The following is a 23,427-nucleotide window of genomic DNA, read 5'->3' as shown; positions in this document are numbered from 1 at the left end:
CGCCGCTCCGAGTGCGTTGATGTCTCTTGTTTCGCCCCCTCGGGCGAGTCACTTTTGTCAAACGCCACAAAAGGAACCAAAAAGGCTTGCCCCGCATACGGGCCCGATGGAGCCGGGCTACCCTCGCGAACTCCCCCGCCACGGAGGCCCGCCCCGACAGCACGTCCCTGTACTGGTCGGGGCTCTCGCGACATCCATGTCGCATGACCTCCTGAGCGCCGGTTTCGCTCGGCCTTCTGAAGGGGCGTTCCGGTGCGCGCGGATATTTCTCTGGAAGTCCAAAATCAAGAGCGGCACGGCTCTTCGTAGGAGCGAGCTTGCTCGCGAACCCTGACTCCGTCCCCCCCTCCCTAACCCTCCCCCGCAAGCGGGAGAGGGGACCGTTCGGCGTGAAGCGGAATCACGAAACTCCCGGGCTCCCCGTAGGACTCACCAGCCGCGCCGGACATCTCTGTGGCACGGCCGACGGCGGTGAGGGCCAGGATGACTCCGGACGCTCCGGCAGCTCAGGACAGCCCCCTCTCCCGCTTGCGGGAGAGGGTTGGGGAGAGGGCGCTCTTGAGCCCAGCATCTACACCGCCGGGAAGCTCCGTTCGCGAGCAAGCTCGCTCCTACGAAGAGCCCCATGGCGGGGCTTTCAGCCCCCGCCGTGTAGTACCCCACCGCTACCAGGTAGTGCCCGCTCTTGCGCAGCAGGGCGTGCTTGCTCTCCACCTTGCCGGTCACCGGGTTGCGCCACTGGTAGTCGAACTGCCCTTCGCCCTTGCTCTTGGCCAGGGCCAGCATGGCCTGGCCGATGGCGTTGCCGGCCGGGTCCTTGAGGCCGGCGAAGTCGGTGCCGACCATGCGGGTGTTGTAGCCGTGGGCGACGAACTTGCTGGTGTCCATGTCGACCACGAAGGCGTAGAGGTCATCCTCGATGAAGGCCTTGTCGAGGTCGTTGATGCGCTTGAAGGTCGCGTCCGGCGCGCCTTCCACCGCCTTCACCGTCTTCTCCAGCATGGCCTCGGCCTGGCGGGCGTCGGCGCGCGGGATGTAGTAGCCCACCGCCAGGAAGCGGTCGCCCATGCGCTGGTAGTAGGTGTGCTTGCGCTCGACGCGGCCGTCGGCCCAGTTCTTCCAGCGGTACTCGGTTTCCTGCACCTTGCCGTTCTCCGGGGCCTTGAGGGCCTTGGCGAACTGCGTGCGCATGTTCGGGTCGAGCAGTTGCGAGACGTCGCGGCCGATCAGCACTACCGAAGGGCCGCCGCTGGCCAGCATCACGCCCTTGCTGTCGACCACGTAGACGTACAGCTCGTTATCGACGAACTCGCCCTGGCGGCTGAACGCGGCGAAGGCCTTGTCGCCCTCCTGGCGGTAATAGGCCACGGCCTTCTCCAGCAACTGCCGGGCCCGCTGGGCCTGGGCGGCGTCGGCCGCGGTGCTGGTGGCGGCCGGCAGGTGCAGCGGGGCCAGGCAGGCGAAGCAGAACAGCAGCGCACTGAGCAGGCGTTTCATGCAGGGTCCTCCATGTCGTCCCTTCTTGTTCTGGACTGAGCATAGATGGCCGCTGCGGTTTCGCCCGCCGGCGTCAGCCGAAGAAGCGTTTCATCGAGCGCGACAGCCAGCCGCCGTGGCCCTGGTCGCGGGTCAGCTCGTGCATGCTGGCCTTGACCGACTCCACGTAGTTGGCGTCGTCGTTGCGGATGTGGGTGAACAGCCAGCGGCCGAGCAGGCCCTTGAGTTCCTCGGCGACGTCCTCGCCGGCGGCGAAGCGCAGGCGGTAGTCGGAGACGCGCTTGATGAAGAGTTCGTGGACCTTCTTGTGGGCGCGGGTGAACTGGTAGCCGGAGTCTTCCAGCAGGGTTTCCTCGAAGGCGAAGTGCGATTGGGTGTAGTCCACCAGCTCCTCGATCACCTCGCCGACCCGTGCCTTGTCCAGCGTGCCCTGGGCCTCGTGCAGTTGGTTGATCATCTCGACGATTCGCTTGTGCTGGTTGTCGATTACCTGGATGCCGGTGTTCAGGTCATCCTGCCAGACCAGATAGGCCATTTTTACCTCCCCCACCGGCCGCCGGCATTCCTGCCGCCCCGGCTACTGCTCTATTGTTGGCTGGGTCCAGGGTAGGGAGGCGGGACGGGGCGCGCCATGATGCCCGTCAATAGGATTGACCCTAAACTGCGGACTAGAGCCCACGAATACGAAAAAGCCCGCACGGTGGCGGGCTTTTAGTAGGCATATTCCTTCAGTCGAGCATGCCGACGTGCCGCGGGTGCGCCGCGACGCGTTGCATCCAGGCGTTGATCGCCGGGTAGCCGGAAAGGTCGAAGCCGCCCTGGTGCGCCACGTGGGTGTAGGCGTACAGGGTGATGTCGGCGATGGAATAGCTGTCGCCCACCAGGTAGGGCGTGCGCGCCAGCTGCTGCTCCATCACGTCCAGGGCCTTGTAGCCGCCCTTCAGGCAGTTCTCGTACTCGGCGCGGCGCTCGTCCGGCATCTTCAGGTAGAACTGGATGAAACGCGCCACCGCCACGTAGGGCTCGTGGCTGTACTGCTCGAAGAACTGCCACTGCAGCACCTGGGTGCGCAGGCGCGGTTCCTTCGGCAGCAGCTCGCTGCCGTCGGCGAGGAAGTTGAGGATGGCGTTGGACTCCCACAGGCAGCTGCCGTCCTCCAGTTCCAGCACCGGCACCTTGCCGTTGGGGTTCTTCGCCAGGAACGCGGGGGTCTGCGTCTCGCCCTTGAGGATGTCGATGTCGCGCCACTGGTACGGCTGGCCCAGCAGGTGCAGGACCAGCTTGACCTTGTAGCAGTTGCCGGACAACCGGTCGCCGTAGACGGTGTACATGTCGCCTCCTCAGGCAGATTGGGCCGCTTGCGCTTCGCGGATCACCGTGGCCAGGCGGCGCAGGCCCTCGCCCAGGCGCTCCGGCGCCACATGGCTGAAGTTCAGGCGCAGGTGGCCGGGGTTGGCATCCGGGTCGGTGAAGAAGGGTTCGCCGGGCATGAAGGCCACGTTCTGCTGCAGGGCCTTGTCCAGCAGGCCGCGGGTGTCCACCGGCTGTTTCAGGGTCAGCCAGAAGAACAGCCCGCCCTGGGGCACGTTCCACTCGGCCAGGTCGGCGAAGTGTTCTTCCAGCTGGGCCTGCATGGCGTCGCGGCGGATGCGGTAGAAGTCGCGCAGCTCGGCCAGGTGGCCGCGGTAGGCCTCGCTGCCGAACCACTGCAGGGCCTGCCACTGGCCGATGCGGTTGGTGTGCAGGTCGGCCGACTGCTTCAGGCGCAGCAGGTGCGGGAACAGGTCCGGGGTGGCGATCAGGAAGCCCACGCGCAGGCCCGGCAGCAGTGTCTTGGAGACGGTGCCGGTGTAGATCCAGCTGGCCTTCTTCAGGCGGCTGACCAGCGGGGTGGCGCTGCCCGCGTCGAACACCAGCTCGCGGTAGGGTTCGTCTTCGATCAGGGTGACGCCGAACTCGTCGAGCAGCGCCGCCACTTCGTCGCGGCGCGCCTCGCTGTAGCGCACGCCGGACGGATTCTGGAAAGTCGGGATGAGGTAGGCGAAGGCCGGCTTGTGCCGCTCCAGGCGCTGGCGCAGGGCGGCCACGTCCGGGCCCTCGGCGCCCAGCGGCACGGTCACGCAGTCGGCGCCGAACAGCTGGAAGGCCTGCAGCGCGGCCAGGTAGGTCGGCGCCTCGAGCAGCACCTCGGTGCCCGGGTCGATGAACAGCTTGCTGGCCAGGTCCAGGGTCTGCTGCGAGCCGCTGACGATCAGTACCTGGCTGGCCTCGCAGGGCACGCCCAGGGCCCGCGCCTCGGCGGCGATGGCCTCGCGCAGGGCCGGCTCGCCCTCGCTCATGCCGTACTGGCCCATGCTGGCCGGCATGTCCGCCCACTCCACCTTGGGCAGCATGGGCTCGGCCGGCAGGCCGCCGGCGAAGGACATCACCTCCGGACGTTGCGCCGCAGCGAGGATTTCACGGATCAGGGAGCTTTTCAGGCGGGCGATGCGTTCGGAGAAGGCCATGGGGTCACCGGTAGCGGAGGCAGGAGCAAATGAGTCAAACTGGTTGACCGAAGCTACGACGGCCGAACGGATACGTCAATATGCCTGACCTTCTGCCCTCCGACACCTGGTCGGAAGCCATGCAAGCCTTTTACTTCAGCTACCGGGCGTTCACCGCCAAGCCGGACGAGATTCTCGGCCGCCGCGGCCTGGGCCGGGTGCACCACCGCATCCTGTTCTTCGTCGCGCGCAAGAGCGGGTTGAGCGTGAAGGAGCTGCTGGCCACCCTGGGCGTGAGCAAGCAGGCGCTGAACATGCCGCTGCGGCAACTGCAGGAGATGCAGCTGATCCGCAGCGAAGCCTCGCCGACCGACAAGCGCAAGCGCCTGCTCAGCCTCACCGCCGAGGGCGCCAGGCTGGAGCGGGCCCTGCGCAACGAGCAGGCGCGCCTGCTGCAGCGCGCCTTCGCCGAGGCCGGCGAAGAGGCGGTGCACGGCTGGCTGGCGGTTAACCAGGCCCTGGCGCAGCCGCTTCAGGACGCCTGAGCGCCGCCCTCCAGCTCCCGCGCGCCGCGCAGGAACATCAGCGCCAGCGGCAGCAGCGCCGCGGCGGCCAGCAAGGTGCCGGGGATGAACAGCAGGATGCTGGCCATGCATACCCCCGAGAGCACGTCGAGCCAGCCCAGCACCTTCACCGAGGGGTACGGCAGGCCGATCTTCAGCACCCGCACGCCATACCACAGGCCCACCAGGCCGCTGGGCAGGAACAGCGCCATGAAACCGGCCAGGGCCGCGTTGGGCGTACCGTCGAGCTGGGCGTCGAAGACCACCGCGTAGGCCTGGATGACCAGCGCCAGGCCGATGGACAGCCACAGCGGCCAGGCCATGCCGCGGGCGCCGAAGCGGTCGACCAGGAACTGCGTGGCGCGCCAGCTGAGGTAGCAGCCCAGCAGCGTGCAGAGCACGCCCAGCCACAGGCTGTAGCTGTCCAGGGCGTCGCCGCGCCCGGTGCCGCCGAGGAACGACAGGCCGAACAGCACGCCCTGCGCCAGCAGCAGCGCCAGGCTCAGCCAGGCCAGCAGGCGCAGGTGGCCGGGGCTCCAGCGGCCGCCGGCGAGGCTGGCCGGGGTGCGCGTCTCGATCAGCTCGACCTTGGGCGCGGCATAGGGATTGTGGTCCATGGCGGGACTCCACGACTGCGACCTGCCCACCATATCCACAGCACGCCGGCCGCGCCACTGTACGGGCCGATCCGCCCCTGGCTGTTACGCGACAGCCCGCGGGGCCGGGGTTAGGCTGCAGAAAAACCACAAGATGCGTGCCGCCATGCCCCTCGAACTCCTGGCCGCCTTCCTCGGCTTCGCCTTCGTCACCTCCATCACGCCCGGGCCCAACAACATGATGCTGCTGGCTTCCGGGGTGAACTTCGGCGTGCGCCGCGCCCTGCCGCACATGCTCGGCATCAGCATCGGCTTCCTGCTGCTGGTGGTCGCCGTGGGCCTGGGGCTGGACCAGTTGTTCCACGCCTTCCCCCTCACCTACCAGGTGCTGCGCTACCTGGGCGCGGCCTACCTGCTGTACCTGGCCTGGGGCATCGCCCGCGCCGGCGCCCCGCAGGCCAACGGGCGCAACACCGGCAAGCCGTTCGGCTTCCTGCAGGCGGCGGCCTTCCAGTGGGTCAACCCCAAGGCCTGGATCATGGCCATCGGCGCCATCACCACCTATACCCCGCAGCAGGGCTTCGCCGGCAACGTGCTGCTGATCGCCGTGCTGTTCGCCGTGGTCAACCTGCCCAGCGTCGGCGTCTGGACCGTGCTCGGCAGCTTCCTGCGGCACTGGCTGGAGCAGCCGGCGAGGCGCCGCGTGTTCAATATCGGCATGGCCCTGCTGCTGGTAGCCTCCCTCTACCCCTGTTCGTGGACATCACCCCCGCATGACCGACTCGACCAGCGCACGCCTGCGCCCCTTCGCCGACTCCTCCCCCGCCGCCGTGGTGGCCGGCTTCGTCGCCATGCTCACCGGCTACACCAGCTCGCTGGTGCTGATGTTCCAGGCCGGCCAGGCCGCCGGGCTGAGCAACGCGCAGATATCCTCGTGGATCTGGGCGCTGTCCATCGGCATGGCCCTGACCACCCTCGGCCTGACGCTGCGCTACCGCACGCCCATCGTCATCGCCTGGTCCACCCCCGGCGCCGCGCTGCTGATCAGCAGCCTGCCGAGCGTGCCCTATTCCGAGGCCATCGGCGCCTTCATCGTCTGCGCCGGGCTGGTCACCCTGTGCGGCGTCACCGGCAGCTTCGACCGGCTGATGCGCCAGGTGCCCGGCTCGCTGGCCGCGGCGCTGCTGGCCGGGGTGCTGTTCCGCATCTGCATCGAGATCTGCCGCGCCGCCGAGCAGCAGACGCTGCTGGTGGTGGCGATGTTCCTCAGCTACCTGCTGGCCAAGCGCCTGTCGCCGCGCTACGCGGTGTTCGTCGCGCTGCTGGTGGGCGTGGCCCTGGCCGGCGCGCTGGGCCTGCTGAACTTCAGCCACTTCCAGCTGGAGCTGGCCAGGCCGGTGTGGACCACGCCGAGCTTCTCCCTGGCCGCCACCATCAGCATCGGCATCCCGCTGTTCATCGTCGCCATGGCCTCGCAGAACATGCCCGGCCTGGCCGTGCTGCGCGCCGACGGCTACCAGGTGCCGGCCTCGCCGCTGATCTCCAGCACCGGCATCGCCTCGCTGCTGCTGGCGCCCTTCGGCTCCCACGGCATCAACCTGGCGGCCATCAGCGCAGCCATCTGCACCGGCCCCGAGGCCCACGAAAACCCGCACAAGCGCTACACCGCGGCGCTCTGGTGCGGCGTCTTCTATGGCGTGGCGGGCATCTTCGGCGCCACCCTGGCAGCGCTGTTCGCCGCCTTGCCCAAGGCCCTGGTGCTGTCCATCGCCGCCCTGGCGCTGCTCGGCTCCATCACCAACGGCCTGAGCAACGCCATGGCCGAGGCCCGCCAGCGCGAGGCGGCCATGGTCACCTTCCTGGTCACCGCCTCGGGCTTCACCCTGTTCTCCGTGGGCTCGGCCTTCTGGGGCCTGGTGGCGGGCCTGGCCACGCAACTGCTGCTGAACTGGCGTCGCGCGCCCTGAGCTCTGCTAGCATCGGGCGTTCGCCACACAGCGGGAACGCCCTGATGCTGCACACCCTGGCCGTCGCCAACTACCGCTCGATCAACAGCCTGGTGCTGCCCCTGGGCCGGCTGAACCTGATCACCGGCGCCAACGGCAGCGGCAAGTCCAACCTCTACCGCGCCCTGCGCCTGCTGGCCGAGACCGCCCAGGGCGGCGTGGTCAACGCCCTGGCCCGCGAGGGCGGGCTGGAATCGACCTTCTGGGCCGGCCCGGAAACCCTCTCGCGGCGCATGCGCAAGGGCGAGGTGGAAGTCCAGGGCGGCCCGCGCAAGGACGTGGTGCGCCTGCGCCTGGGCTTCGCCGGCGAGGACTTCGGCTACGCCATCGCCCTGGGCCTGCCGCCGCCCCCGCTGGTGAGCGCCTTCGGCCTGGACCCGGAGATCAAGCGCGAATGCATCTGGGCCGGCCCGGCGTACCGCCCGGCCTCGCTGCTGGTGGACCGCAACGGCCCCATGGTGCGCCTGCGCGAGGGCCGCAGTTGGGAGGTGAAGGCGCAGCACCTGCCGACCTTCGACAGCCTGTTCGCCCAGATCGGCAACGACCCGCAGTGCCCGGAAGTCTTCCGCCTGCGCGAGCGCATCCGCGGCTGGCGCTTCTACGACCACTTCCGCAGCGACGCCGAGGCCCCGGCGCGCCTGCCCCAGCTCGGCACCCGCACGCCGGTGCTGCACCACGACGGCCGCGACCTGGCCGCGGCGCTGCAGACCATCCGCGAGATCGGCGACGCCGAGGCGCTGGACGCGGCCATCGCCGACGCCTTCCCCGGCGCGCGCCTGGACATCGACGTCCAGAGCGGCGGGCGCTTCGCCGTGCAGCTGCTGCAGCACGGCCTGCTGCGCCCGCTGAGCGGCACCGAGCTGTCCGACGGCACCCTGCGCTACCTGCTGCTGGTGGCCGCCCTGCTCACCCCGCGGCCGCCGTCGCTGATGGTGCTGAACGAGCCGGAGACCAGCCTGCACCCGGACCTGCTGCCGGCCCTGGGGCGCCTGATCGTCCGCGCCTCGGAACACACCCAGGTGTGGGTGGTGTCCCACGCGGCGCGGCTGATCGCCACCCTGGAGGAACACCCGCAGTGCAACGCCATCCACCTGGAGAAGGAGCTGGGGCAGACGCGGATTCGTGGCCAGGGGATGTTCGACGAGCCGGCTTGGCATTGGCCGGATTGAGGGTACGGGGAAGCTCCCGGTAACGGCGGTTTACGGCTTGGCCACATTGCCTCTCCCTAACCCTCGCCTACGCGGCCCGCCCTGAAGGGAGAGGGGACCGTTCGGCGTGCTCGGCTATTCCTGAGTCAGCCGGCTATCACGACGTTCCAGTTTGACGACGATACTTTCTCGGCACGGACAAGCTCCCTCTCCCTTCAGGGAGAGGGCTGGGGAGAGGGAGCGGACTCAACCCCGAACGCCAAGACCTCCAGCGAACGGCTCTCCCTCAAACCACCGCCCCCGTCGCCACCTCCTTCTTCACCCCCCGGCTGACCCACCAGCCGAACGCCCCCGCCGTGAAGAACATCAGCACCCCGTAGATCGCCGCCGGGATCGCCATGGTGTGGTTGTTCAGCAGCATCGGGCTCAGGGCCAGGGCGATGGCCAGGGTGCCGTTGTGGATGCCGATCTCCATGCCGATGGCGATCGACTGCGGGCGCGACAGCCGCAGCAGGCGCGGCACCCAGTAGCCCACGGCGAGGCTCGCCAGGTTGAAGCACAGCGCCGCCGCGCCCACCACCGGGGCGTAGGTGACGAAGGTCTGCCAGTCCCTGCTCACGGCGATGACGATGATCACCGCCAGCAGCAGCGCCGAGAGGATCTTCACCGGCTTCTCCAGGGCCGCCGCCAGCGCCGGTGCCAGGCGCCGCACCAGCATGCCGATGGCCACCGGGCCGAGGACGATGACGAACACCTGCAGCACCTTGCCGAACTGCAGCGGGATGGCCTGGCCCTCGTCCATGAAGTAGACCAGCGACAGGTTGACGATCAGCGGCATGGTGAAGATGGCGATCACCGAGTTCACCGCCGTCAGGGTGATGTTCAGCGCCACGTCGCCGTGGGCCAGGTGGCTGTAGAGGTTGGCCGTGGTGCCGCCGGGGGACGCGGCCAGCAGCATCATGCCCACCGCCAGCGCCGCCTCCAGGGCGAAGCCGAGGGTGATGAAGAAGCAGGCCAGCGGCAGCAGGACGATCTGGCACACCAGGCCGATGAGCACCGGCCTGGGGTAGCGCACGACGCGGGCGAAGTCGGCTAAGGTCAGGGACAGCCCGAGGCCGAGCATGATGATGCCCAGGGCCACGGGCAGGAACAGGGTGAGCAAGGGGCTGGCGGTCATTGTTGTGGTTCTCCTGCAGCACGCGAAGGGGCGGTCTGATGCCGCCGTAGGCCGATTCTTCCTACCAGTGTGGCCTTTGTAACTGTCCCTGCCGGCCAAAAGAACTTCCTGCTGTAACAGAATGCAAAACACTGGGCGCACGCCGGTCGCCTGCGCTGTTCCAGGTCAAGCCCGTACGGCGCGCGCCTGTCCATGCTGTAGCCCATCCCTGCCCTCCCCTCGACAGGAGCCCTGCATGAGCCGACGCCGCGTTCCCCACTCCGACGCCAGCGCCACACCCTGGCACAGCCTCGCCGGCGACGAGGTCCAGGCCCGCCTGCGCAGCGGCCCCGCCGGCCTCGACGAGGCCGAGGTGCAAAGCCGCCGCCAGCAGTACGGCGAGAACCGCCTGGCGCCGCCGCGCCGGCGCGGCCCGCTGCTGCGCCTGCTGCTGCAGTTCCACAACATCCTGCTCTACGTGATGCTCGCCGCCGCGCTGGTCACCGCGCTGCTCGGCCACTGGGTGGACACCGCCGTGCTGCTCGGCGCGGTGCTGATCAACGCGGTGATCGGCTTCATCCAGGAAGGCAAGGCCGAATCGGCGCTGGACGCCATCCGCGGCATGCTCTCCTCCACCGCCACCGTGGTGCGCCAGGGCAAGCGCCAGCAGATCGACACCGCCGCCCTGGTCCCCGGCGACCTGGTGCTGCTGGCCTCCGGCGACCGCGTGCCGGCCGACCTGCGCCTGCTCGGCGGCAAGGAGCTGCGCGTCGACGAGGCGGCGCTGACCGGCGAATCCCTGCCGGTGGAAAAGAACGCCCAGGCGGTGGCCGCCGACGCGCCCCTGGGCGACCGTTACGGCATGGCCTACTCCGGCACCCTGGTGGTCTACGGCCAGGCCCGCGGGCTGGTGGTGGGCACCGGGGCGGACACCGAGCTCGGGCGCATCAACCAGATGCTCAGCAGCGTGGAGAACCTGACCACCCCGCTGCTGCGGCAGATCGACCGCTTCGGCCGCATCCTGGCCATGGTCATCCTCGGCATCGGCGCCCTGGTGTTCCTGCTCGGCACCCTGTGGCTGGGCGAGACGCCGGAACAGATGTTCATGATGGTGGTGGCCCTGGTGGCCTCGGCCATCCCCGAGGGGCTGCCGGCGATCATGACCGTGACCCTGGCCCTGGGCGTGCAGCGCATGGCCCGCCAGCGCGCCATCGTGCGGCGCCTGCCAGCGGTGGAGACGCTGGGCTCGGTGACGGTGATCTGCTCGGACAAGACCGGCACCCTGACCTGCAACGAGATGACCGTGCAGCGCCTGGTCTGCGCCGAGCGGGTGTACGAGGTGGAAGGCGTCGGCTACGTCCCCGTGGGCGGCTTCAGCGTCGACGGCCGCGCAGTGCAGCCCGACGCGCAACCGGCGCTGCAGCAGGCGATCCGCGCCGGGGTGCTATGCAATGACGCCCAACTGCGCGAGGACGGCGGCCAGTGGCTCGTCGAAGGCGACCCCACCGAAGGCGCGCTGCTGGTGCTCGGCGCCAAGGCCGGGCTGCCCCAGGAGGCCTGCGCGCAGGACTGGCCGCGGCTGGACAGCATCCCCTTCGAGTCGCAGCACCGCTTCATGGCCAGCAGCCACCAGGACGCCGGGGGCCGCCCGTGGATACTGGTCAAGGGCGCGCCGGAGCGCATCCTGGAGATGTGCTCGACGCAGCTCACCGACGCCGGCGAGGCGCCGCTGGACCCGGACTACTGGCGGCGCATGGCCACCGACACCGCCGCCCGCGGCCTGCGCCTGCTGGCCCTGGCCGCGCGGCCGGCGGCGCCGCGGGGCGCGCAGCTGGGCTTCGAGGACGTCGCCGAGGGCTTCACCCTGCTGGCCCTGGTGGGCCTGATCGACCCGCCGCGGGCCGAGGCCATCGCCGCCGTGGCGCACTGCCAGCAGGCCGGCATCCGCGTCAAGATGATCACCGGCGACCACGCCGAGACCGCCCGCGCCATCGGCGCCCGCCTGGGCATCGGCGTCGGCCGGCCGGCGGTGACCGGCGCCGAGGTGGCGCTGATGGACGACGCCGAGCTGCGCCGCGTGGCCCTGGACGTGGACGTCTTCGCCCGCGCCAGCCCCGAGCACAAGCTGCGCCTGGTGCAGGCCCTGCAGGAGGACGGCCAGGTGGTGGCGATGACCGGCGACGGCGTCAACGACGCCCCGGCGCTCAAGCGCGCCGAGGTCGGCGTGGCCATGGGCCGCAAGGGCACCGAGGCGGCGCGCGAGGCCGCCGACGTGGTGCTGGCCGACGACAACTTCGCCAGCATCGCCAGCGCCGTGCGCGAGGGCCGCGCGGTCTACGACAACCTGAAGAAGTTCATCCTGTTCATGCTGCCGACCAACGGCGGCGAGGCGCTGGTGGTGATCGCCGCGCTCTTCCTCGGCCTGGGCCTGCCGCTGACGCCGGCGCAGGTGCTGTGGATCAACATGGTCACCTCCAGCACCCTGGGCCTGGCCCTGGCCTTCGAGCCGGCCGAGCACGACATCATGCGCCGCCGCCCGCGGCCGCCGGGCAACGCCCTGCTCTCCGGGTTCTTCGTCTGGCGCGTGCTGATGGTGGCGCTGCTGATGATGCTCGGCGCCTTCGGCCTGTTCCTCTGGGAGCTGCAGCGCGGCACCGGCATCGAGTCGGCGCGGACCATGGCGGTCAACGCGGTGGTGGTGGGAGAGATGTTCTACCTGATCAACAGCCGCTCGATCTTCGGCTCGGTGCTCAGCCGCGAGGGCCTGTTCGGCAACCACTGGGTGCTGCTGGCCATCGCCGCATGCATCCCGCTGCAGCTGGCCTTCACCTACGCGCCCTGGATGCAGGAGCTCTTCGGCTCCACCGACCTCAGCCCGGCCGAGTGGCTGCGGGTGCTGGGCGCGGGGCTGCTGGTGTTCATCGGCGCCGAGCTGGAGAAGTGGGTGATCCGCCGCAGCGGACTGGCGGCGCGATTGGCGGAACGCTGAAAGGTGGGTTCGCCGGGGACGGCGGATAACGCCCGAGGCGTTATTCGCCCTACGCCACTGTCCCATCGGGCGGATAACCGTGAACGGTCATCCGCCGCTGCCCGGCTCAGAGCGCGGTGTGGCCGCCGTCCACCGGCAGTGCGATGCCGGTGGTGAAGCCGGCGTTGTCGCTGCACAGGTAGAGCACCGCCGCGGCGATCTCCTCGACCTTGCCGACGCGGCCCACCGGGTGCATGGCGGCGGCGAACTCGGCCTTCTTCGGGTCGGCCTCGTAGGCGCGGCGGAACATGTCGGTGTCGATCACCGCCGGGCACACGGCGTTGATGCGCACCTTCTTCTTCGCGTATTCGACGGCCGCCGACTTGGTCAGGCCGATCACCGCGTGCTTGGAGGCGGCGTAGATGCTCATCTTCGGCGCCGCGCCCAGGCCGGCCACCGAGGCGGTGTTGACGATGGCGCCGCCGCCCTGGGCGAGCATCACCGGAATCTGGTGCTTCATGCACAGCCAGACGCCCTTGACGTTGACGCCCATGATGGCATCGAACTCGCTTTCCTTGCCGTCGGCCAGCTTGCCCTGCTCGATCTCGATGCCGGCGTTGTTGAAGGCATAGTCCAGGCGGCCATAGGCCTCCACGGTGGCGGCCACCAGCGCCTCGACCTCGGCGTCGCGGGTCACGTCGCAGCGGATGAAGCGCGCCTGCCCACCCGTGGCGCGGATCAGCTCGGCGGTGGCCTCGCCGCCGGCGGCGTCGAGGTCGGCGACCACCACCTTGATGCCCTCGCGGGCGAAAGCCTGGGCGGTAGCGCGGCCGATGCCGGCGGCGGCGCCGGTGACCAGGGCGACCTGGCCGGAAAGCAGCTGACTCATGGACAGTCCTCGAACGGATGGAGAATCGTCCGAGTCTAGCCAGCCCCGCGCGCGGGCAAAGCACTATCAGGCCGCTGTAGCTGGCACTATCCGTAATGGTGATGAAGCGGCCAGGAAAGAATCATCGCCATGGATAGCCAGGCATTCTCGCGGTCGGTTGCAGCTTGCCTAGGCCCGCGGCGCGGACTATCCCTAGGGCTTCCCCCTCCGTGAGAGCATCGCCATGACCGCCCCGCTCAACCGCCAGTTCGTGCTCGCCCAGCGCCCCCAGGGCGCCATCGACCAGGACACCTTCCGCTACCAGGAAACCCCGCTCGGCGAGCCCGGCCCCGGCCAGGTGCTGGTGCGCAACCTGTACCTGTCGCTGGACCCGGCCATGCGCGGCTGGCTCAACGACGCCAAGTCCTACATCCCCCCGGTGGGCGTCGGCGAGGTGATGCGCGCCCTGGGCGTGGGCCAGGTGGTGGCCTCGAACAACCCGGCCTTCGTCGTCGGCGACCACGTCAACGGCGCCCTCGGCGTGCAGGACTACTTCCTCGGCGAGCCCAGGGGCTTCTACAAGGTCGACGCCAACCGCGCGCCGCTGCCGCTGTACCTCTCGGCCCTGGGCATGACCGGCATGACCGCCTACTTCGGCCTGCTCGACGTCGGCCTGCCCAAGGCCGGCGACACCGTGGTGGTCTCGGCCGCGGCCGGCGCGGTGGGCAGCGTGGTCGGGCAGATCGCCAGGATCAAGGGCTGCACCGTGATCGGCATCGCCGGCGGCGAGGACAAGTGCCGCTACCTGGTGCAGGAACTGGGCTTCGACGGCGCCGTCGACTACAAGAACGAGGACATCGCCATGGGCCTCAAGCGCAGCTGCCCCAACGGCATCGACGTGTTCTTCGACAACGTCGGCGGCGACATCCTCGACGCCTGTCTGGCGCGCCTGGCGCCCAAGGCGCGGGTGGTGATCTGCGGCGCCATCAGCCAGTACAACAACAAACAGGCGGTGAAGGGCCCGGCCAACTACCTGTCGCTGCTGGTCAACCGCGCCCGCATGGAGGGCATGGTGGTGATGGACTACGTCAGCCGCTACCCCGAGGCCATGCGCGAGATGGCCGGCTGGCTGGCCGAGGGCAAGCTGAAGTCGAAGGAAGACATAGTCGAGGGCCTGCAGACCTTCCCGCAGACGCTGCTCAAACTGTTCAAGGGCGAGAACTTCGGCAAGCTCATCCTCAAGCTCTGAAGGCCCACCGTAGGGCGCATAACGCCCCGGGCGTTATGCGCCCTACGGTACTGAACCATGTGGCACCCTGTAGGAGCGCCCCCTGGGCGCGAATCGCGGGCAGGGCCCGCTCCTACAGGTGCAAGAGAAACCCATCCTACGAAAAGCATCCCGGCGCCATCCTTCTCGAAATCCTTCGTCTTCCTACGCCAGGCACTGACGCCGGGCAAGCCGCGGCCCTACACTGCGGCTAAGCTTCAGCCCCGACGTTTCACGGAAGACGCCCATGCCCCTCACCCGCTGGCTGCCCGGCCTGGACAACCTGCTGCACTACCGCGCCGTCTGGCTGCGCCCGGACATGCTCGCCGGCCTGTCGGTGGCGGCCATCCAGATTCCCACCGCCATCGCCTATGCCCAGATCATCGGCTTCCCGGCCCAGGTCGGGCTCTACGCCTGCATCCTGCCGATGCTGATCTACGCCCTGGTGGGCAGCTCCAGGCAACTGATGGTGGGCCCCGACGCCGCCACCGCGGCCATGGTCGCGGCGGCCATCACGCCGCTGGCGGCGGGCGATCCGCAGCGCCTGCTGCAGCTGTCGATGATCGTCGCGGTGATGGTCGGGCTGCTGTCCATCGTCGGCGGCCTGGTGCGCGCGGGCTTCGTCGCCAGCTTCCTGTCGCGGCCGACCCTGGTGGGCTACCTCAACGGCATCGGCCTGAGCCTGATCGCCGGCCAGCTGGGCAAGCTGCTGGGCTACCACACCGAGACCAGCGGCTTCCTCGCCGGCCTGCTGGCGCTGTTGCGCAACCTCGGCAGTACCCACCTGCCGACGCTGGCCCTGGGCGTGGCCACCCTGCTGCTGATGATCCTGCTGCCACGGCGCTACCCGAAGATCCCCGGCGCCCTGGTGGGCGTGTTCTTCGCCACCCTGGCCAGCGTGGCGCTGGGCCTGGACCACTATGGCGTCGCCCTGCTCGGCGCGGTGCCCCAGGGCCTGCCGGAGCTGAGCTGGCCGCGCACCAGCGTGCAGGAGATGGGCAACCTGTTCCGCGACGCCCTGGGCATCACCATCGTCAGCTTCTGCAGCGCCATGCTCACCGCCCGCAGCTTCGCCGCGCGCCACGGCTACAGCATCGACGCCAGCCGCGAGATGATCGCCCTGGGCGTGGCCAACATCGGCGCCGGGGTGTCCCAGGGCTTCGTCATCAGCGGCGCCGACTCGCGCACCGCGGTCAACGACATGGTCGGCGGCCAGACGCAGCTGGTCGGCGTGGTCGCGGCGCTGGTCATCGGCCTGGCCCTGGTGCTGTTCAGCGCCCCGCTGGGCTGGATCCCCATGCCCGCCCTGGGCGCGGTGCTGCTGATGGCCGGCTGGGGGCTGATCGACTTCAGCGCGCTCAAGGGCTTCTGGCGCCTGTCGCGCTTCGAGTTCGGCCTGTGCCTGCTGACCACCGTCGGGGTGCTCAGCGTCGGCGTGCTGCCGGGCATCTTCGTGGCCATCGTCATCGCCCTGCTGCGCCTGCTGTACCTGACCTACCGGCCGAGCGACGCGGTGCTCGGCTGGGTCCACGGCATCGACGGCCAGGTGGAACTGAGCCACTACCCGCAGGCGCACACCCTGCCGGGCCTGGTGATCTACCGCTTCGACGCGCCGCTGCTGTTCTTCAACGCCGACTACTTCAAGCAGCGCCTGCTGCAGGTGGTGGCGCAGACCAAGGCACCGCGCGCCGTGCTGCTCAATGCCGAGGGCGTGCTGAACCTGGACGTCAGCGGCCTGACGGTGCTGCGCGAGGTGCAGCAGACCCTGGCGGCGCAGGACGTGCACCTGTCCCTGGCGCGGGTGCCACGGGAAACCCTGGCGATGATGGAACGCTCCGGCCAGCTGGGCGAGCTGAAGCCGCCGCTGGTGTTCAGCTCGGTGCGCGCCGGGGTGAACGCCTACCGGCGCTGGTACAAGCGCCAGCAGGAAAGCACGCAGTCCCCGGCGACGTAGGGCGAGCCGCCGTCCGTGCCTCCAGGGTGTCCGGCGTGGCCGGTGAATCCAATCGCGGACGGAGTCCGCTCCTACGTCCGTGCGTCCTGGAACCGTAGGAGCGGACCTTGTCCGCGATAGCCGGACGTATCGGCGCGATTCGCGGATGAGATCCGCTCCTACGCCGCTCCACCCACACCATTCCCCTGTAGGAGCGCGCCCTGCACGCGATTCGCGGGCAGGGCCCGCTCCTACAGGTGTCTCGGCGCTGCCTACAACCGGAACTGCCCCACCACCCCCTGCAGGTCGCGGCTGAGCTGCGCCAGCTCGACGCTGGAGGACGCCGTGGACTCCATGGCCTGGGCCGACTCGTCGGCGATGCCGCGGATGCTGGTGACGCTGCGGTTGATCTCCTCGGCCACCGCGCTCTGCTGCTCGGAGGCCGCGGCGATCTGCTGGTTCATCTGGTGGATCACCGCCACCGCCGCGGCGATCTCGCCCAGCGCGGTCTCGGTCTGCTCGGCGTCGCCGACGCTCTTCTCCACCAGCTGGTGGCTGTGCTGCATGTGCTGCACCGAGGCCTGGGCGCCGCTCTGCAGCGCGCCGATGAGCTTCTCGATCTCCGCCGTGGACTGCTGGGTGCGCCGCGCCAGGGCGCGCACCTCGTCGGCCACCACGGCGAAGCCGCGGCCCTGCTCGCCGGCCCGCGCCGCCTCGATGGCGGCATTGAGCGCCAGCAGGTTGGTCTGCTCGGCCACCGCCTTGATCACGTCGAGCACGCTGCCGATGTTCTGGCTCTCGCGGCCCAGGTCGTGGATGCTGGCGGAGGCCTCGCGCACCGCCTCGGCCAGCTCGGAGATGCGCCCGAGGGTGCGCCGCACCACCTGCTGGCCGCTGGCCACGGTGCCGTCGGCCTGCTCGGCGGAGTGCGCCGCGGCCTCGGCGTTGCGCGCCACCTCGTGGACAGTGGCGGCCATCTGGTTCATCGCCGTGGCCACCTGGTCGGTCTCGGCCTTCTGGCTGTTGACGCCGCTCTGGGTGCGCTCGGTGACGCCGGACAACGCCTGCGCCGAGGAGGTGATGCGGCCGACGCCGTCGTGCAGGCGGCCGACGATGCCGCGCAGGCTCTGGGCCATGGCGTCCACCGCGGCCATCAGCTGGCCCACCTCGTCCTTGCGCTCGACGCGGATGGTCTGGCTCAGGTCGCCCTCGGCGATGCGGCTGGCCATGCCGATCACCTGGCGCAGCGGGCGCACGATCAGCAGGCTGATCAGCAGCGCGGCCAGGGTGCCGACCAGCAGCGCCAGCGCCGCCGAGCCGAGCATGGCGCCCACGCTGCTGTGCAGCACGCTGACCATGGCCGCCTGCTGCGTGGCGTAGGAAGCGTCCACCTGCTGCATCATCTCTTCGGCGCGCTGCGACATCTCGCGGTGCGCCTGCTGTTCCTTGGCCAGGCCGGCGGAGTAGTCGCCGAGGTTGTTGCCGAAGCCGTCGATGTTGGTGGCCACGTCCTTGATCACCGAGACGTAGGCCGGGTCGGTGATCGCCGCCTGCAGCTGCTTCGACAGCTCCAGGGCCTCGTCGGCGGACTTGATGCGCGCGTCGCCGCCGGTCTCGCCGTCCTTCTGGTCCAGGCGCGCGCGGGCCTCGTTCAGGCCCTGCAGCACCAGGCGGTAGAGCTGGCCGACCTGGGCCGCCTGCTTGAGCAGTTCCTCGCCGTTCTGGCCCTGGCTCTGCTTGAGTTCGTAGGCGCCGTCGTCGGCCAGGCTGGACTGCAGGATGTCCAGGCTGTTGGAGGCGCTGGACACCGACCAGTTGGCGGCCTCCAGGGCCAGGTGGCGGCTCTTGCTGGCCTGTTCGAAGCGGTCGAAGGACGCCAGGTAGCCGGCCATGGCCTGGGCGACGCGCTCCATGGCCTCGGCCTGGCCGGGGTGCGCCTTGAGCTGCTCGACGTGCCCGGCGAGGACCTTGGCGCGCTGGCGCAACTGCTCGGCGGCCTTGGGGTTGGCGTCACGGACGAAGTCCTTCTCGCTCTGGCGCATCTCCAGGACTTCGCGATTGACCGCGCTCATGGCGTCCAGCAGGCCGAAGCGCTGCTCGATGGAGCGCAGCGCCCCGACGCCGATCCCGGCGACCAAAGCTGTCAGCAGCAGTACCAGGCCGAAGCCCAGCGCCAATTTCTTCGCCGTCCCCAGATTGGCCAACCGCCGTTGTACGAACGCGACCATGCCAGCTCCCCTTCGAATGCCCTGCGGGAGAGTCTTCGACCGAAGCTCTCCCGTTCTTTGTCGTTGCTTTCGGACGGAACATTAGGAGCCGGCCGACCGGCGGAACAAGGGGGTCCGTCGATGATGGCAATACGATGTTGCGCACGGGCATGCACAGGTCGCATCCAGGACAGTCGCGCGCCAAGGTCCCGGCGCGCGACAGCCCGTGCGCCTATTTGGGGCGGATCATGCTGAAGGTGTCGCGGGTGAAGGCGTATTGGGTGCCGCCCAGGCGGCCGACCAGGTCGAGCCTGGCCGGGTCGACGTGGCGCTCGTCGCGCAGCACGGCGTCGTCGATGTGCGCCAGCAGCACGCGGGCGAAGATCAGGTAGCAGCTGGGCTTGTCCGCCGGGTAGGGCTGGATCTGCGCCAGCTCGCACTCGAAGTGCCACCACTGCGCCGGCCACCCGCGGCGGCGCCACGCGCACGCTGGGCAGGGTGGCGATGCCGGCCTGCTCGATCTCGCTGACGCCATGGGGCAGCGTCGCCGCGGTGGCGTTCATGGCCTCGGCATGGGCGGCGCTGACCAGGTGGATCACCAGTTGGCCGGTCTCGCGCACGTTGCGCAGGGTGTCCTTGACGCTGCCGTCGTCGCGGATGCTGGTGTTGACCATCAGCGTCGGCGGCTCGTCGCTGATGACCTGGAAGAAGCTGAAGGGCGCCAGGTTGCCGTGGCCCTCCGCGGACAGGGTGGAAACCCAGGCGATGGGCCGCGGGGTGACGGTGGAGGCCAGCCAGCGGTAGGCGTCGGCGGGCGCGAGGGTGCTGAAGTCGAGCTGCATGAGTGGGGTTCCTGACTGCCGGGCGGGCCGGAGCGCCCGTCCGCCCGGTGATTATGCCCGCCTTGCCCGCGCCCGGTCAGCGGCCCGCGCGCGATTCCTTGATGTAGAAGCGCGCCTTGCTGGCCTTGTCCAGGCAGCCGCCGTAGGACTCGACCTGCTGCTCGGTCTTGGCCGCGCTGATCAGCGCCAGCGCCTTGGAGTAGCTGACGGTGCCGGCGAAGCCTTCGGCCTTGGCCAGGTCCAGCTCGTGCCAGGCGGCGTTCAGTTCGCTGGCGCAGCTGTCGCGGTTGACCGTCTTGCCGGAGCAGCCGGCCAGCACCAGGCTGGCGGCGAGTACTGCGAGAAGTGCCTTCATGACGACCTCCTTGGTGGTTCGGGCGTGTTCCAGCTTAGACCGCCACCGTCCAAGGTTACAGGTGGGTTTGGCGTAGGGCGCATAACGCCTACGGCGTTATCCGCCGTTTGGCCTTGGTTCACGGCGGCTCCGAGGTTGACCTGGGCATTGGCTGTGGCCCCGGTGTATCGGCGGATAACCGCGAACGGTTATTCGCCCTACGCCCGTGCGCGCAGGTACTCCACCACCTCGTCATGGTTGCCGCGGAACTCGATTCGTGAGGCCTTGCTTTCCAGCTGGTAGGCGTACATCGGGTCGTAGTATTCGCCCAGCAGCCCCTCGATCCAGCCCCGGTGCAGGTCCACCGCGCCGCTGCGGCGCTGCTCGTCCAGGGCCGCGTCCATGATCGCCGCCAGGCGCTGGTAGCGCTCGCCGCCCAGGCGCTTGACGATGCCCGACAGGCTCTTGCGCAGGTAGGCGGCGAAGGCCTCGAAACCTTCTTCCGGCGCGCCCTTCACCTCGACGAACTCGGCGCACAGGTCGATCACGTAGTCCTTGAGGATGCGTTCCACCCGGCCCTCGAAGCTGTCCTCCAGCCACACCAGCGGGTAGCCCTGCATGCCCTGGTAGAGCTCCAGGGGCAGCGAGCAGCTGCCGACGATGCGCCCCTCGTCCTCCAGCACGAACTGGTTCATGCCGGCGTGGCGCTTCTTCAGGATGTCGATGGCCAGGCGGTTCTCGAAGTCGATCTGCGCCGGCTGCGGCGTGGCCCGGCGGCCGAAGCTGGAGCCACGGTGGTTGGCGTGGCCTTCCAGGTCCAGGGCGTTGTCCAGCTGCGCCACCACCTCGGTCTTGCCGGTGCCGGTGAGGCCGCCGATCAGCACGAAGGAACACTCCTCGGTGGCGGCGCGGGTGGTGTCGAAGAGGAAGCCGCGCAGCGCCTTGTAGCCGCCGACCACGCGCGGGTATTCGATGCCGGCGTCCTTCATCCACTGCTGGACGATCTGCGAACGCAGGCCGCCGCGGAAGCAGTACAGGTAGCCGTCGGGTGGCGCCGGGCGAAGTCCAGCCAGGCTTCGATGCGCTCGGCCTTGAGCGGGCCGCAGACCAGTTCGTGGCCCAGGGCGATGGCCGCCTGCTGGCCATGCTGCTTGTAGCAGGTACCCACCTTCTGCCGCTCGATGTCGTTCATCAGCGGCAGGTTCTCGGTGTGGGGGAAGGCGCCCTTGGTGTATTCCACCGGGGCGCGCACGTCCATCAGCGGGACGTCGTCGAGGAAGAGTTCGCGGTAGTGCCGGGTGTTGTCGCGCATCAGGCCACCTCTACCGCGTGACGCTGTCGCTCGACCAGCTCGCCGATCGGCGCCAGCTGCAAGCCCAGTTCGGCGGCGGCGGCGAGGAATTCCCCCTCGCCTTCCGGAGTCACCGCCACCAGCAGGCCGCCGCTGGTCTGCGGGTCGCACAGCAGCAGCTTGTGCAGCTCCGGCAGCGGCGCGATGCGCTCGCCGTAGCTGTCGAAGTTGCGCAGGGTGCCGCCGGGCACGCAGCCCTGCTCCAGGTAGTACTGGACGTGCTCCAGGCGCGGCACCGCGTCGAAGCGGATACGCGCGGTCAGGCCGGCGCCGTCGGCCATCTCCACCAGGTGGCCGAGCAGGCCGAAGCCGGTGACGTCGGTCATGGCGGTCACCCCGGCGAGCTTGCCGAAGCGGCTGCCGGGCTTGTTCAGGGTGCACATCCAGTCGCGGGCCAGGCCCACGTCCTCGGCGCGCAATTTGGACTTCTTCTCGGCGGTGGTGAGGATGCCGATGCCCAGCGGCTTGGTCAGGTACAGGCGGCAGCCGGCGCTGGCGGTGTCGTTGCGCTTCATGAAGCGCTTTTCCACCAGGCCGGTGACGGCCAGGCCGAAGATCGGCTCGGGGGCGTCGATGGAATGCCCGCCGGCCAGCGGGATGCCCGCCTCGTCGCAGACCTTGCGGCCGCCGGCGATGACCTCGCGGGCGATTTCCGGCGCCAGCACGTTGACCGGCCAACCGAGGATGGCGATGGCCATCAGCGGGTCGCCGCCCATGGCGTAGATGTCGCTGATGGCGTTGGTGGCGGCGATGCGGCCGAAGTCGAAGGGGTCGTCGACGATCGGCATGAAGAAGTCGGTGGTGGACACCACGCCGTGCTCGCCGTCGATAGCATAGACCGCGGCGTCGTCGCGCGAGGCGTTGCCGACCCACAGGTTCGGGTCCAGGTTCTGCGCCCCGCTGCCGGCCAGGATCACCTCCAGCACCTTGGGGGAAATCTTGCAGCCGCAGCCGGCACCGTGGCTGTACTGGGTCAGGCGGATGGGTTCGCTCATGTTGGCTCCGGGGGCGGGAAATCGATCGGCCGATTCTAGCAAACACCCTTGGCGCCCCGCCCTACCCGGGCGTATCGTCGGTACTATCCGGCGCCGGCCATAGGCTGCGCGCCGCGCCTTGCAATGCCTTGCCTGAGGAATGACCGTCCATGTCGAAACAAGTGGCGCTGGTGCTCGGCTCCGGCGGAGCGCGGGGTATGCGCATATCGGCGTGATCGAGGAACTGGAGCGGCGCGGCTACGAGATCGTCTGCATCGCCGGCTGCTCCATGGGCTCGGTCATCGGCGGCATCTACGCCGCCGGCAAGCTGGGGGAGTACCGCGACTGGGTGGAGAGCCTGGACTACCTGGACGTGCTGCGCCTGCTGGACGTCAGCTTCCGCCTCGGCGCCATCCGCGGCGAACGGGTGTTCGGCAAGATCCACGAGATCATCGGCGACATCAACATCGAGGACCTGCCGATCCCCTATACGGCGGTGGCCACCGACCTCACCAACCAGCAGGAGATCTGGTTCCAGGAAGGCGACCTGCACCAGGCCATGCGCGCCTCGGCGGCCATTCCCAGCCTGTTCACCCCGGTGATGCAGGGCCCGCGCATGCTGGTCGACGGCGGCCTGCTCAACCCGCTGCCGATCGTCCCGGTGGTGTCCAGCCACACCGACCTGATCATCGCGGTCAACCTCAATGCCACCAACCAGCGCCAGTACCAGTTGCCGGTGATCGAACGGCCGGCGGCGATCAAGGGCCGTTTCGACAGCCTGATCGGCAGCCTCAGCGACAAGCTCAGCCTGTTCCGCCGCCACAGCCCGGAGCTGGTGCCGCCGGAGCTGCGCGCCGAGGCCCTGCTGGAGCCGGTGCCGGACAGCGAGGAGCCGGCCGAGCCGGAAATGCAGCAACCGGCCGCCGCGCCGCAGGCCAAGGGCTCGCCGAAGTCCGCCAGCGGCAGCCGGGTGATCGAGAGCAGCAGCCCGGCCTCGCTGCTGGAGCTGGTCAACCAGAGCTTCGAGGTGATGCAGACCTCCCTGGCGCAGTACAAGATCGCCGGCTACCCGCCGGACGTGCTGATCAACGTGCCCAAGCGCGTGTGCCGCTTCTTCGAGTTCTACAAGGCGCCGGAACTGGTGGCGCTGGGCCGGCAGATCGCCAGCGATACGCTGGACAGGTACGAGGCGGAGAATCCGTAGGGCGCATAACGCCTACGGCGTTATCCG

15 protein-coding genes and 5 pseudogenes are annotated in these 23,427 nt (G+C 69.4%); 8 read left to right on the top strand and 12 right to left on the bottom strand.

Going from position 1 to position 23,427, the window contains the following annotated elements; all coding sequences use genetic code 11:
* Nucleotides 1-648: 648 nt before the first annotated feature.
* The 4 genes and pseudogenes from PKO50_RS10940 to PKO50_RS10925 form a co-directional block, all read right to left on the bottom strand.
* Nucleotides 649-1,497 (bottom strand): annotated as a pseudogene (locus tag PKO50_RS10940) (cache domain-containing protein); the annotation flags it as partial.
* A gap of 73 nt (nt 1,498-1,570) precedes the next feature.
* Complete coding sequence (locus PKO50_RS10935; protein ID WP_089394487.1) at nt 1,571-2,032, bottom strand: bacteriohemerythrin; 462 nt, start codon at nt 2,030-2,032, stop codon at nt 1,571-1,573.
* Between the two features lie 193 nt (nt 2,033-2,225).
* Nucleotides 2,226-2,828: a glutathione S-transferase family protein gene (locus PKO50_RS10930; RefSeq protein ID WP_275629686.1), complete on the bottom strand. Its 603-nt coding sequence runs from the start codon at nt 2,826-2,828 to the stop codon at nt 2,226-2,228.
* Between the two features lie 9 nt (nt 2,829-2,837).
* Nucleotides 2,838-4,004, bottom strand: coding sequence for a PLP-dependent aminotransferase family protein (locus tag PKO50_RS10925; protein WP_275629685.1), 1,167 nt, complete (start codon nt 4,002-4,004; stop codon nt 2,838-2,840).
* Nucleotides 4,005-4,084: 80 nt separating this feature from the next.
* On the opposite strand from PKO50_RS10925, the gene PKO50_RS10920 reads away from it, so the two are divergent.
* Nucleotides 4,085-4,528 carry a MarR family transcriptional regulator gene (locus PKO50_RS10920; RefSeq protein WP_089394484.1) on the top strand — a complete coding sequence of 148 codons (444 nt, stop codon included), beginning with the start codon at nt 4,085-4,087 and terminating at the stop codon, nt 4,526-4,528.
* On the opposite strand, the gene PKO50_RS10915 is transcribed toward PKO50_RS10920, so the two are convergent.
* Nucleotides 4,516-5,163 carry a hypothetical protein gene (locus tag PKO50_RS10915; RefSeq protein ID WP_275629684.1) on the bottom strand — a complete coding sequence of 216 codons (648 nt, stop codon included), beginning with the start codon at nt 5,161-5,163 and terminating at the stop codon, nt 4,516-4,518. The genes PKO50_RS10920 and PKO50_RS10915 overlap by 13 nt on opposite strands.
* Before the next feature lie 145 nt (nt 5,164-5,308).
* On the opposite strand from PKO50_RS10915, the pseudogene PKO50_RS10910 reads away from it, so the two are divergent.
* The 3 genes and pseudogenes from PKO50_RS10910 to PKO50_RS10900 all read left to right on the top strand — a co-directional run.
* Nucleotides 5,309-5,893 (top strand): annotated as a pseudogene (locus PKO50_RS10910) (LysE family translocator); the annotation flags it as partial.
* A gap of 22 nt (nt 5,894-5,915) precedes the next feature.
* The gene (locus tag PKO50_RS10905; protein WP_275629683.1) at nt 5,916-7,109 is read left to right on the top strand and encodes a benzoate/H(+) symporter BenE family transporter; all 1,194 of its coding nucleotides are present in this window, start codon (nt 5,916-5,918) and stop codon (nt 7,107-7,109) included.
* Between the two features lie 44 nt (nt 7,110-7,153).
* Nucleotides 7,154-8,317: an AAA family ATPase gene (locus tag PKO50_RS10900; RefSeq protein ID WP_275630463.1), complete on the top strand. Its 1,164-nt coding sequence runs from the start codon at nt 7,154-7,156 to the stop codon at nt 8,315-8,317.
* 265 nt (nt 8,318-8,582) lie between these two features.
* Here the strand turns inward: PKO50_RS10900 and PKO50_RS10895 are convergent, their stop codons facing one another.
* Nucleotides 8,583-9,473, bottom strand: a complete 891-nt coding sequence (locus PKO50_RS10895) for a bile acid:sodium symporter family protein (RefSeq protein WP_275629682.1) — start codon at nt 9,471-9,473, stop codon at nt 8,583-8,585.
* A gap of 235 nt (nt 9,474-9,708) precedes the next feature.
* Between PKO50_RS10895 and PKO50_RS10890 the strand changes: the two genes are divergently transcribed.
* Nucleotides 9,709-12,441, top strand: coding sequence for an HAD-IC family P-type ATPase (locus tag PKO50_RS10890; RefSeq protein WP_275629681.1), 2,733 nt, complete (start codon nt 9,709-9,711; stop codon nt 12,439-12,441).
* Between the two features lie 106 nt (nt 12,442-12,547).
* Here PKO50_RS10890 and PKO50_RS10885 read toward each other — a convergent pair whose 3' ends face one another.
* On the bottom strand, nt 12,548-13,309 hold the full coding sequence (locus PKO50_RS10885; RefSeq protein ID WP_275629680.1) for an SDR family oxidoreductase: 762 nt from the start codon (nt 13,307-13,309) through the stop codon (nt 12,548-12,550).
* Between the two features lie 223 nt (nt 13,310-13,532).
* Between PKO50_RS10885 and PKO50_RS10880 the strand changes: the two genes are divergently transcribed.
* Together PKO50_RS10880 and PKO50_RS10875 are read left to right on the top strand one after the other, a co-directional pair.
* A complete protein-coding gene (locus tag PKO50_RS10880; protein WP_275629679.1) occupies nt 13,533-14,537 on the top strand; it encodes an NADP-dependent oxidoreductase in 1,005 nt (334 codons plus the stop codon).
* Nucleotides 14,538-14,802: 265 nt separating this feature from the next.
* The gene (locus tag PKO50_RS10875) at nt 14,803-16,509 is read left to right on the top strand and encodes a SulP family inorganic anion transporter (RefSeq protein WP_275629678.1); all 1,707 of its coding nucleotides are present in this window, start codon (nt 14,803-14,805) and stop codon (nt 16,507-16,509) included.
* A 251-nt stretch (nt 16,510-16,760) separates the two neighbouring features.
* On the opposite strand, the gene PKO50_RS10870 is transcribed toward PKO50_RS10875, so the two are convergent.
* From PKO50_RS10870 to selD, 5 genes and pseudogenes are all read right to left on the bottom strand, one after another.
* Nucleotides 16,761-18,716, bottom strand: a complete 1,956-nt coding sequence (locus tag PKO50_RS10870) for a methyl-accepting chemotaxis protein (RefSeq protein WP_275629677.1) — start codon at nt 18,714-18,716, stop codon at nt 16,761-16,763.
* Between the two features lie 211 nt (nt 18,717-18,927).
* Nucleotides 18,928-19,537: pseudogene (locus PKO50_RS10865) on the bottom strand (flavin reductase family protein).
* 76 nt (nt 19,538-19,613) lie between these two features.
* The gene (locus PKO50_RS10860; protein WP_109936670.1) at nt 19,614-19,892 is read right to left on the bottom strand and encodes a hypothetical protein; all 279 of its coding nucleotides are present in this window, start codon (nt 19,890-19,892) and stop codon (nt 19,614-19,616) included.
* 197 nt (nt 19,893-20,089) lie between these two features.
* Nucleotides 20,090-21,183: pseudogene (mnmH, locus tag PKO50_RS10855) on the bottom strand (tRNA 2-selenouridine(34) synthase MnmH).
* Nucleotides 21,183-22,217, bottom strand: a complete 1,035-nt coding sequence (selD, locus tag PKO50_RS10850; RefSeq protein WP_275629676.1) for a selenide, water dikinase SelD — start codon at nt 22,215-22,217, stop codon at nt 21,183-21,185. Before selD ends, mnmH begins: the two are co-directional and overlap by 1 nt.
* A 149-nt stretch (nt 22,218-22,366) precedes the next feature.
* On the opposite strand from selD, the pseudogene PKO50_RS10845 reads away from it, so the two are divergent.
* Nucleotides 22,367-23,400: pseudogene (locus PKO50_RS10845) on the top strand (patatin-like phospholipase family protein).
* The last annotated feature ends 27 nt before the right edge of the window (nt 23,401-23,427 follow it).

It is taken from the genome of Pseudomonas sp. 273, from assembly GCF_029201425.1.
Lineage (GTDB): Bacteria > Pseudomonadota > Gammaproteobacteria > Pseudomonadales > Pseudomonadaceae > Pseudomonas > Pseudomonas delhiensis.
This window is presented reverse-complemented; position numbering and strand designations above follow the sequence as displayed.

What these genes read in the sequence shown, in the direction of transcription:
- PKO50_RS10935 (WP_089394487.1), bottom strand. Translation starts at nt 2,032, where the DNA reads ATGGCCTATCTGGTCTGGCAGGATGACCTGAACACCGGCATCCAGGTA.
- PKO50_RS10930 (WP_275629686.1), bottom strand. Translation starts at nt 2,828, where the DNA reads ATGTACACCGTCTACGGCGACCGGTTGTCCGGCAACTGCTACAAGGTC.
- PKO50_RS10925 (WP_275629685.1), bottom strand. Translation starts at nt 4,004, where the DNA reads ATGGCCTTCTCCGAACGCATCGCCCGCCTGAAAAGCTCCCTGATCCGT.
- PKO50_RS10920 (WP_089394484.1), top strand. Translation starts at nt 4,085, where the DNA reads ATGCCTGACCTTCTGCCCTCCGACACCTGGTCGGAAGCCATGCAAGCC.
- PKO50_RS10915 (WP_275629684.1), bottom strand. Translation starts at nt 5,163, where the DNA reads ATGGACCACAATCCCTATGCCGCGCCCAAGGTCGAGCTGATCGAGACG.
- PKO50_RS10905 (WP_275629683.1), top strand. Translation starts at nt 5,916, where the DNA reads ATGACCGACTCGACCAGCGCACGCCTGCGCCCCTTCGCCGACTCCTCC.
- PKO50_RS10900 (WP_275630463.1), top strand. Translation starts at nt 7,154, where the DNA reads ATGCTGCACACCCTGGCCGTCGCCAACTACCGCTCGATCAACAGCCTG.
- PKO50_RS10895 (WP_275629682.1), bottom strand. Translation starts at nt 9,473, where the DNA reads ATGACCGCCAGCCCCTTGCTCACCCTGTTCCTGCCCGTGGCCCTGGGC.
- PKO50_RS10890 (WP_275629681.1), top strand. Translation starts at nt 9,709, where the DNA reads ATGAGCCGACGCCGCGTTCCCCACTCCGACGCCAGCGCCACACCCTGG.
- PKO50_RS10885 (WP_275629680.1), bottom strand. Translation starts at nt 13,309, where the DNA reads ATGAGTCAGCTGCTTTCCGGCCAGGTCGCCCTGGTCACCGGCGCCGCC.
- PKO50_RS10880 (WP_275629679.1), top strand. Translation starts at nt 13,533, where the DNA reads ATGACCGCCCCGCTCAACCGCCAGTTCGTGCTCGCCCAGCGCCCCCAG.
- PKO50_RS10875 (WP_275629678.1), top strand. Translation starts at nt 14,803, where the DNA reads ATGCCCCTCACCCGCTGGCTGCCCGGCCTGGACAACCTGCTGCACTAC.
- PKO50_RS10870 (WP_275629677.1), bottom strand. Translation starts at nt 18,716, where the DNA reads ATGGTCGCGTTCGTACAACGGCGGTTGGCCAATCTGGGGACGGCGAAG.
- PKO50_RS10860 (WP_109936670.1), bottom strand. Translation starts at nt 19,892, where the DNA reads ATGAAGGCACTTCTCGCAGTACTCGCCGCCAGCCTGGTGCTGGCCGGC.
- selD (WP_275629676.1), bottom strand. Translation starts at nt 22,217, where the DNA reads ATGAGCGAACCCATCCGCCTGACCCAGTACAGCCACGGTGCCGGCTGC.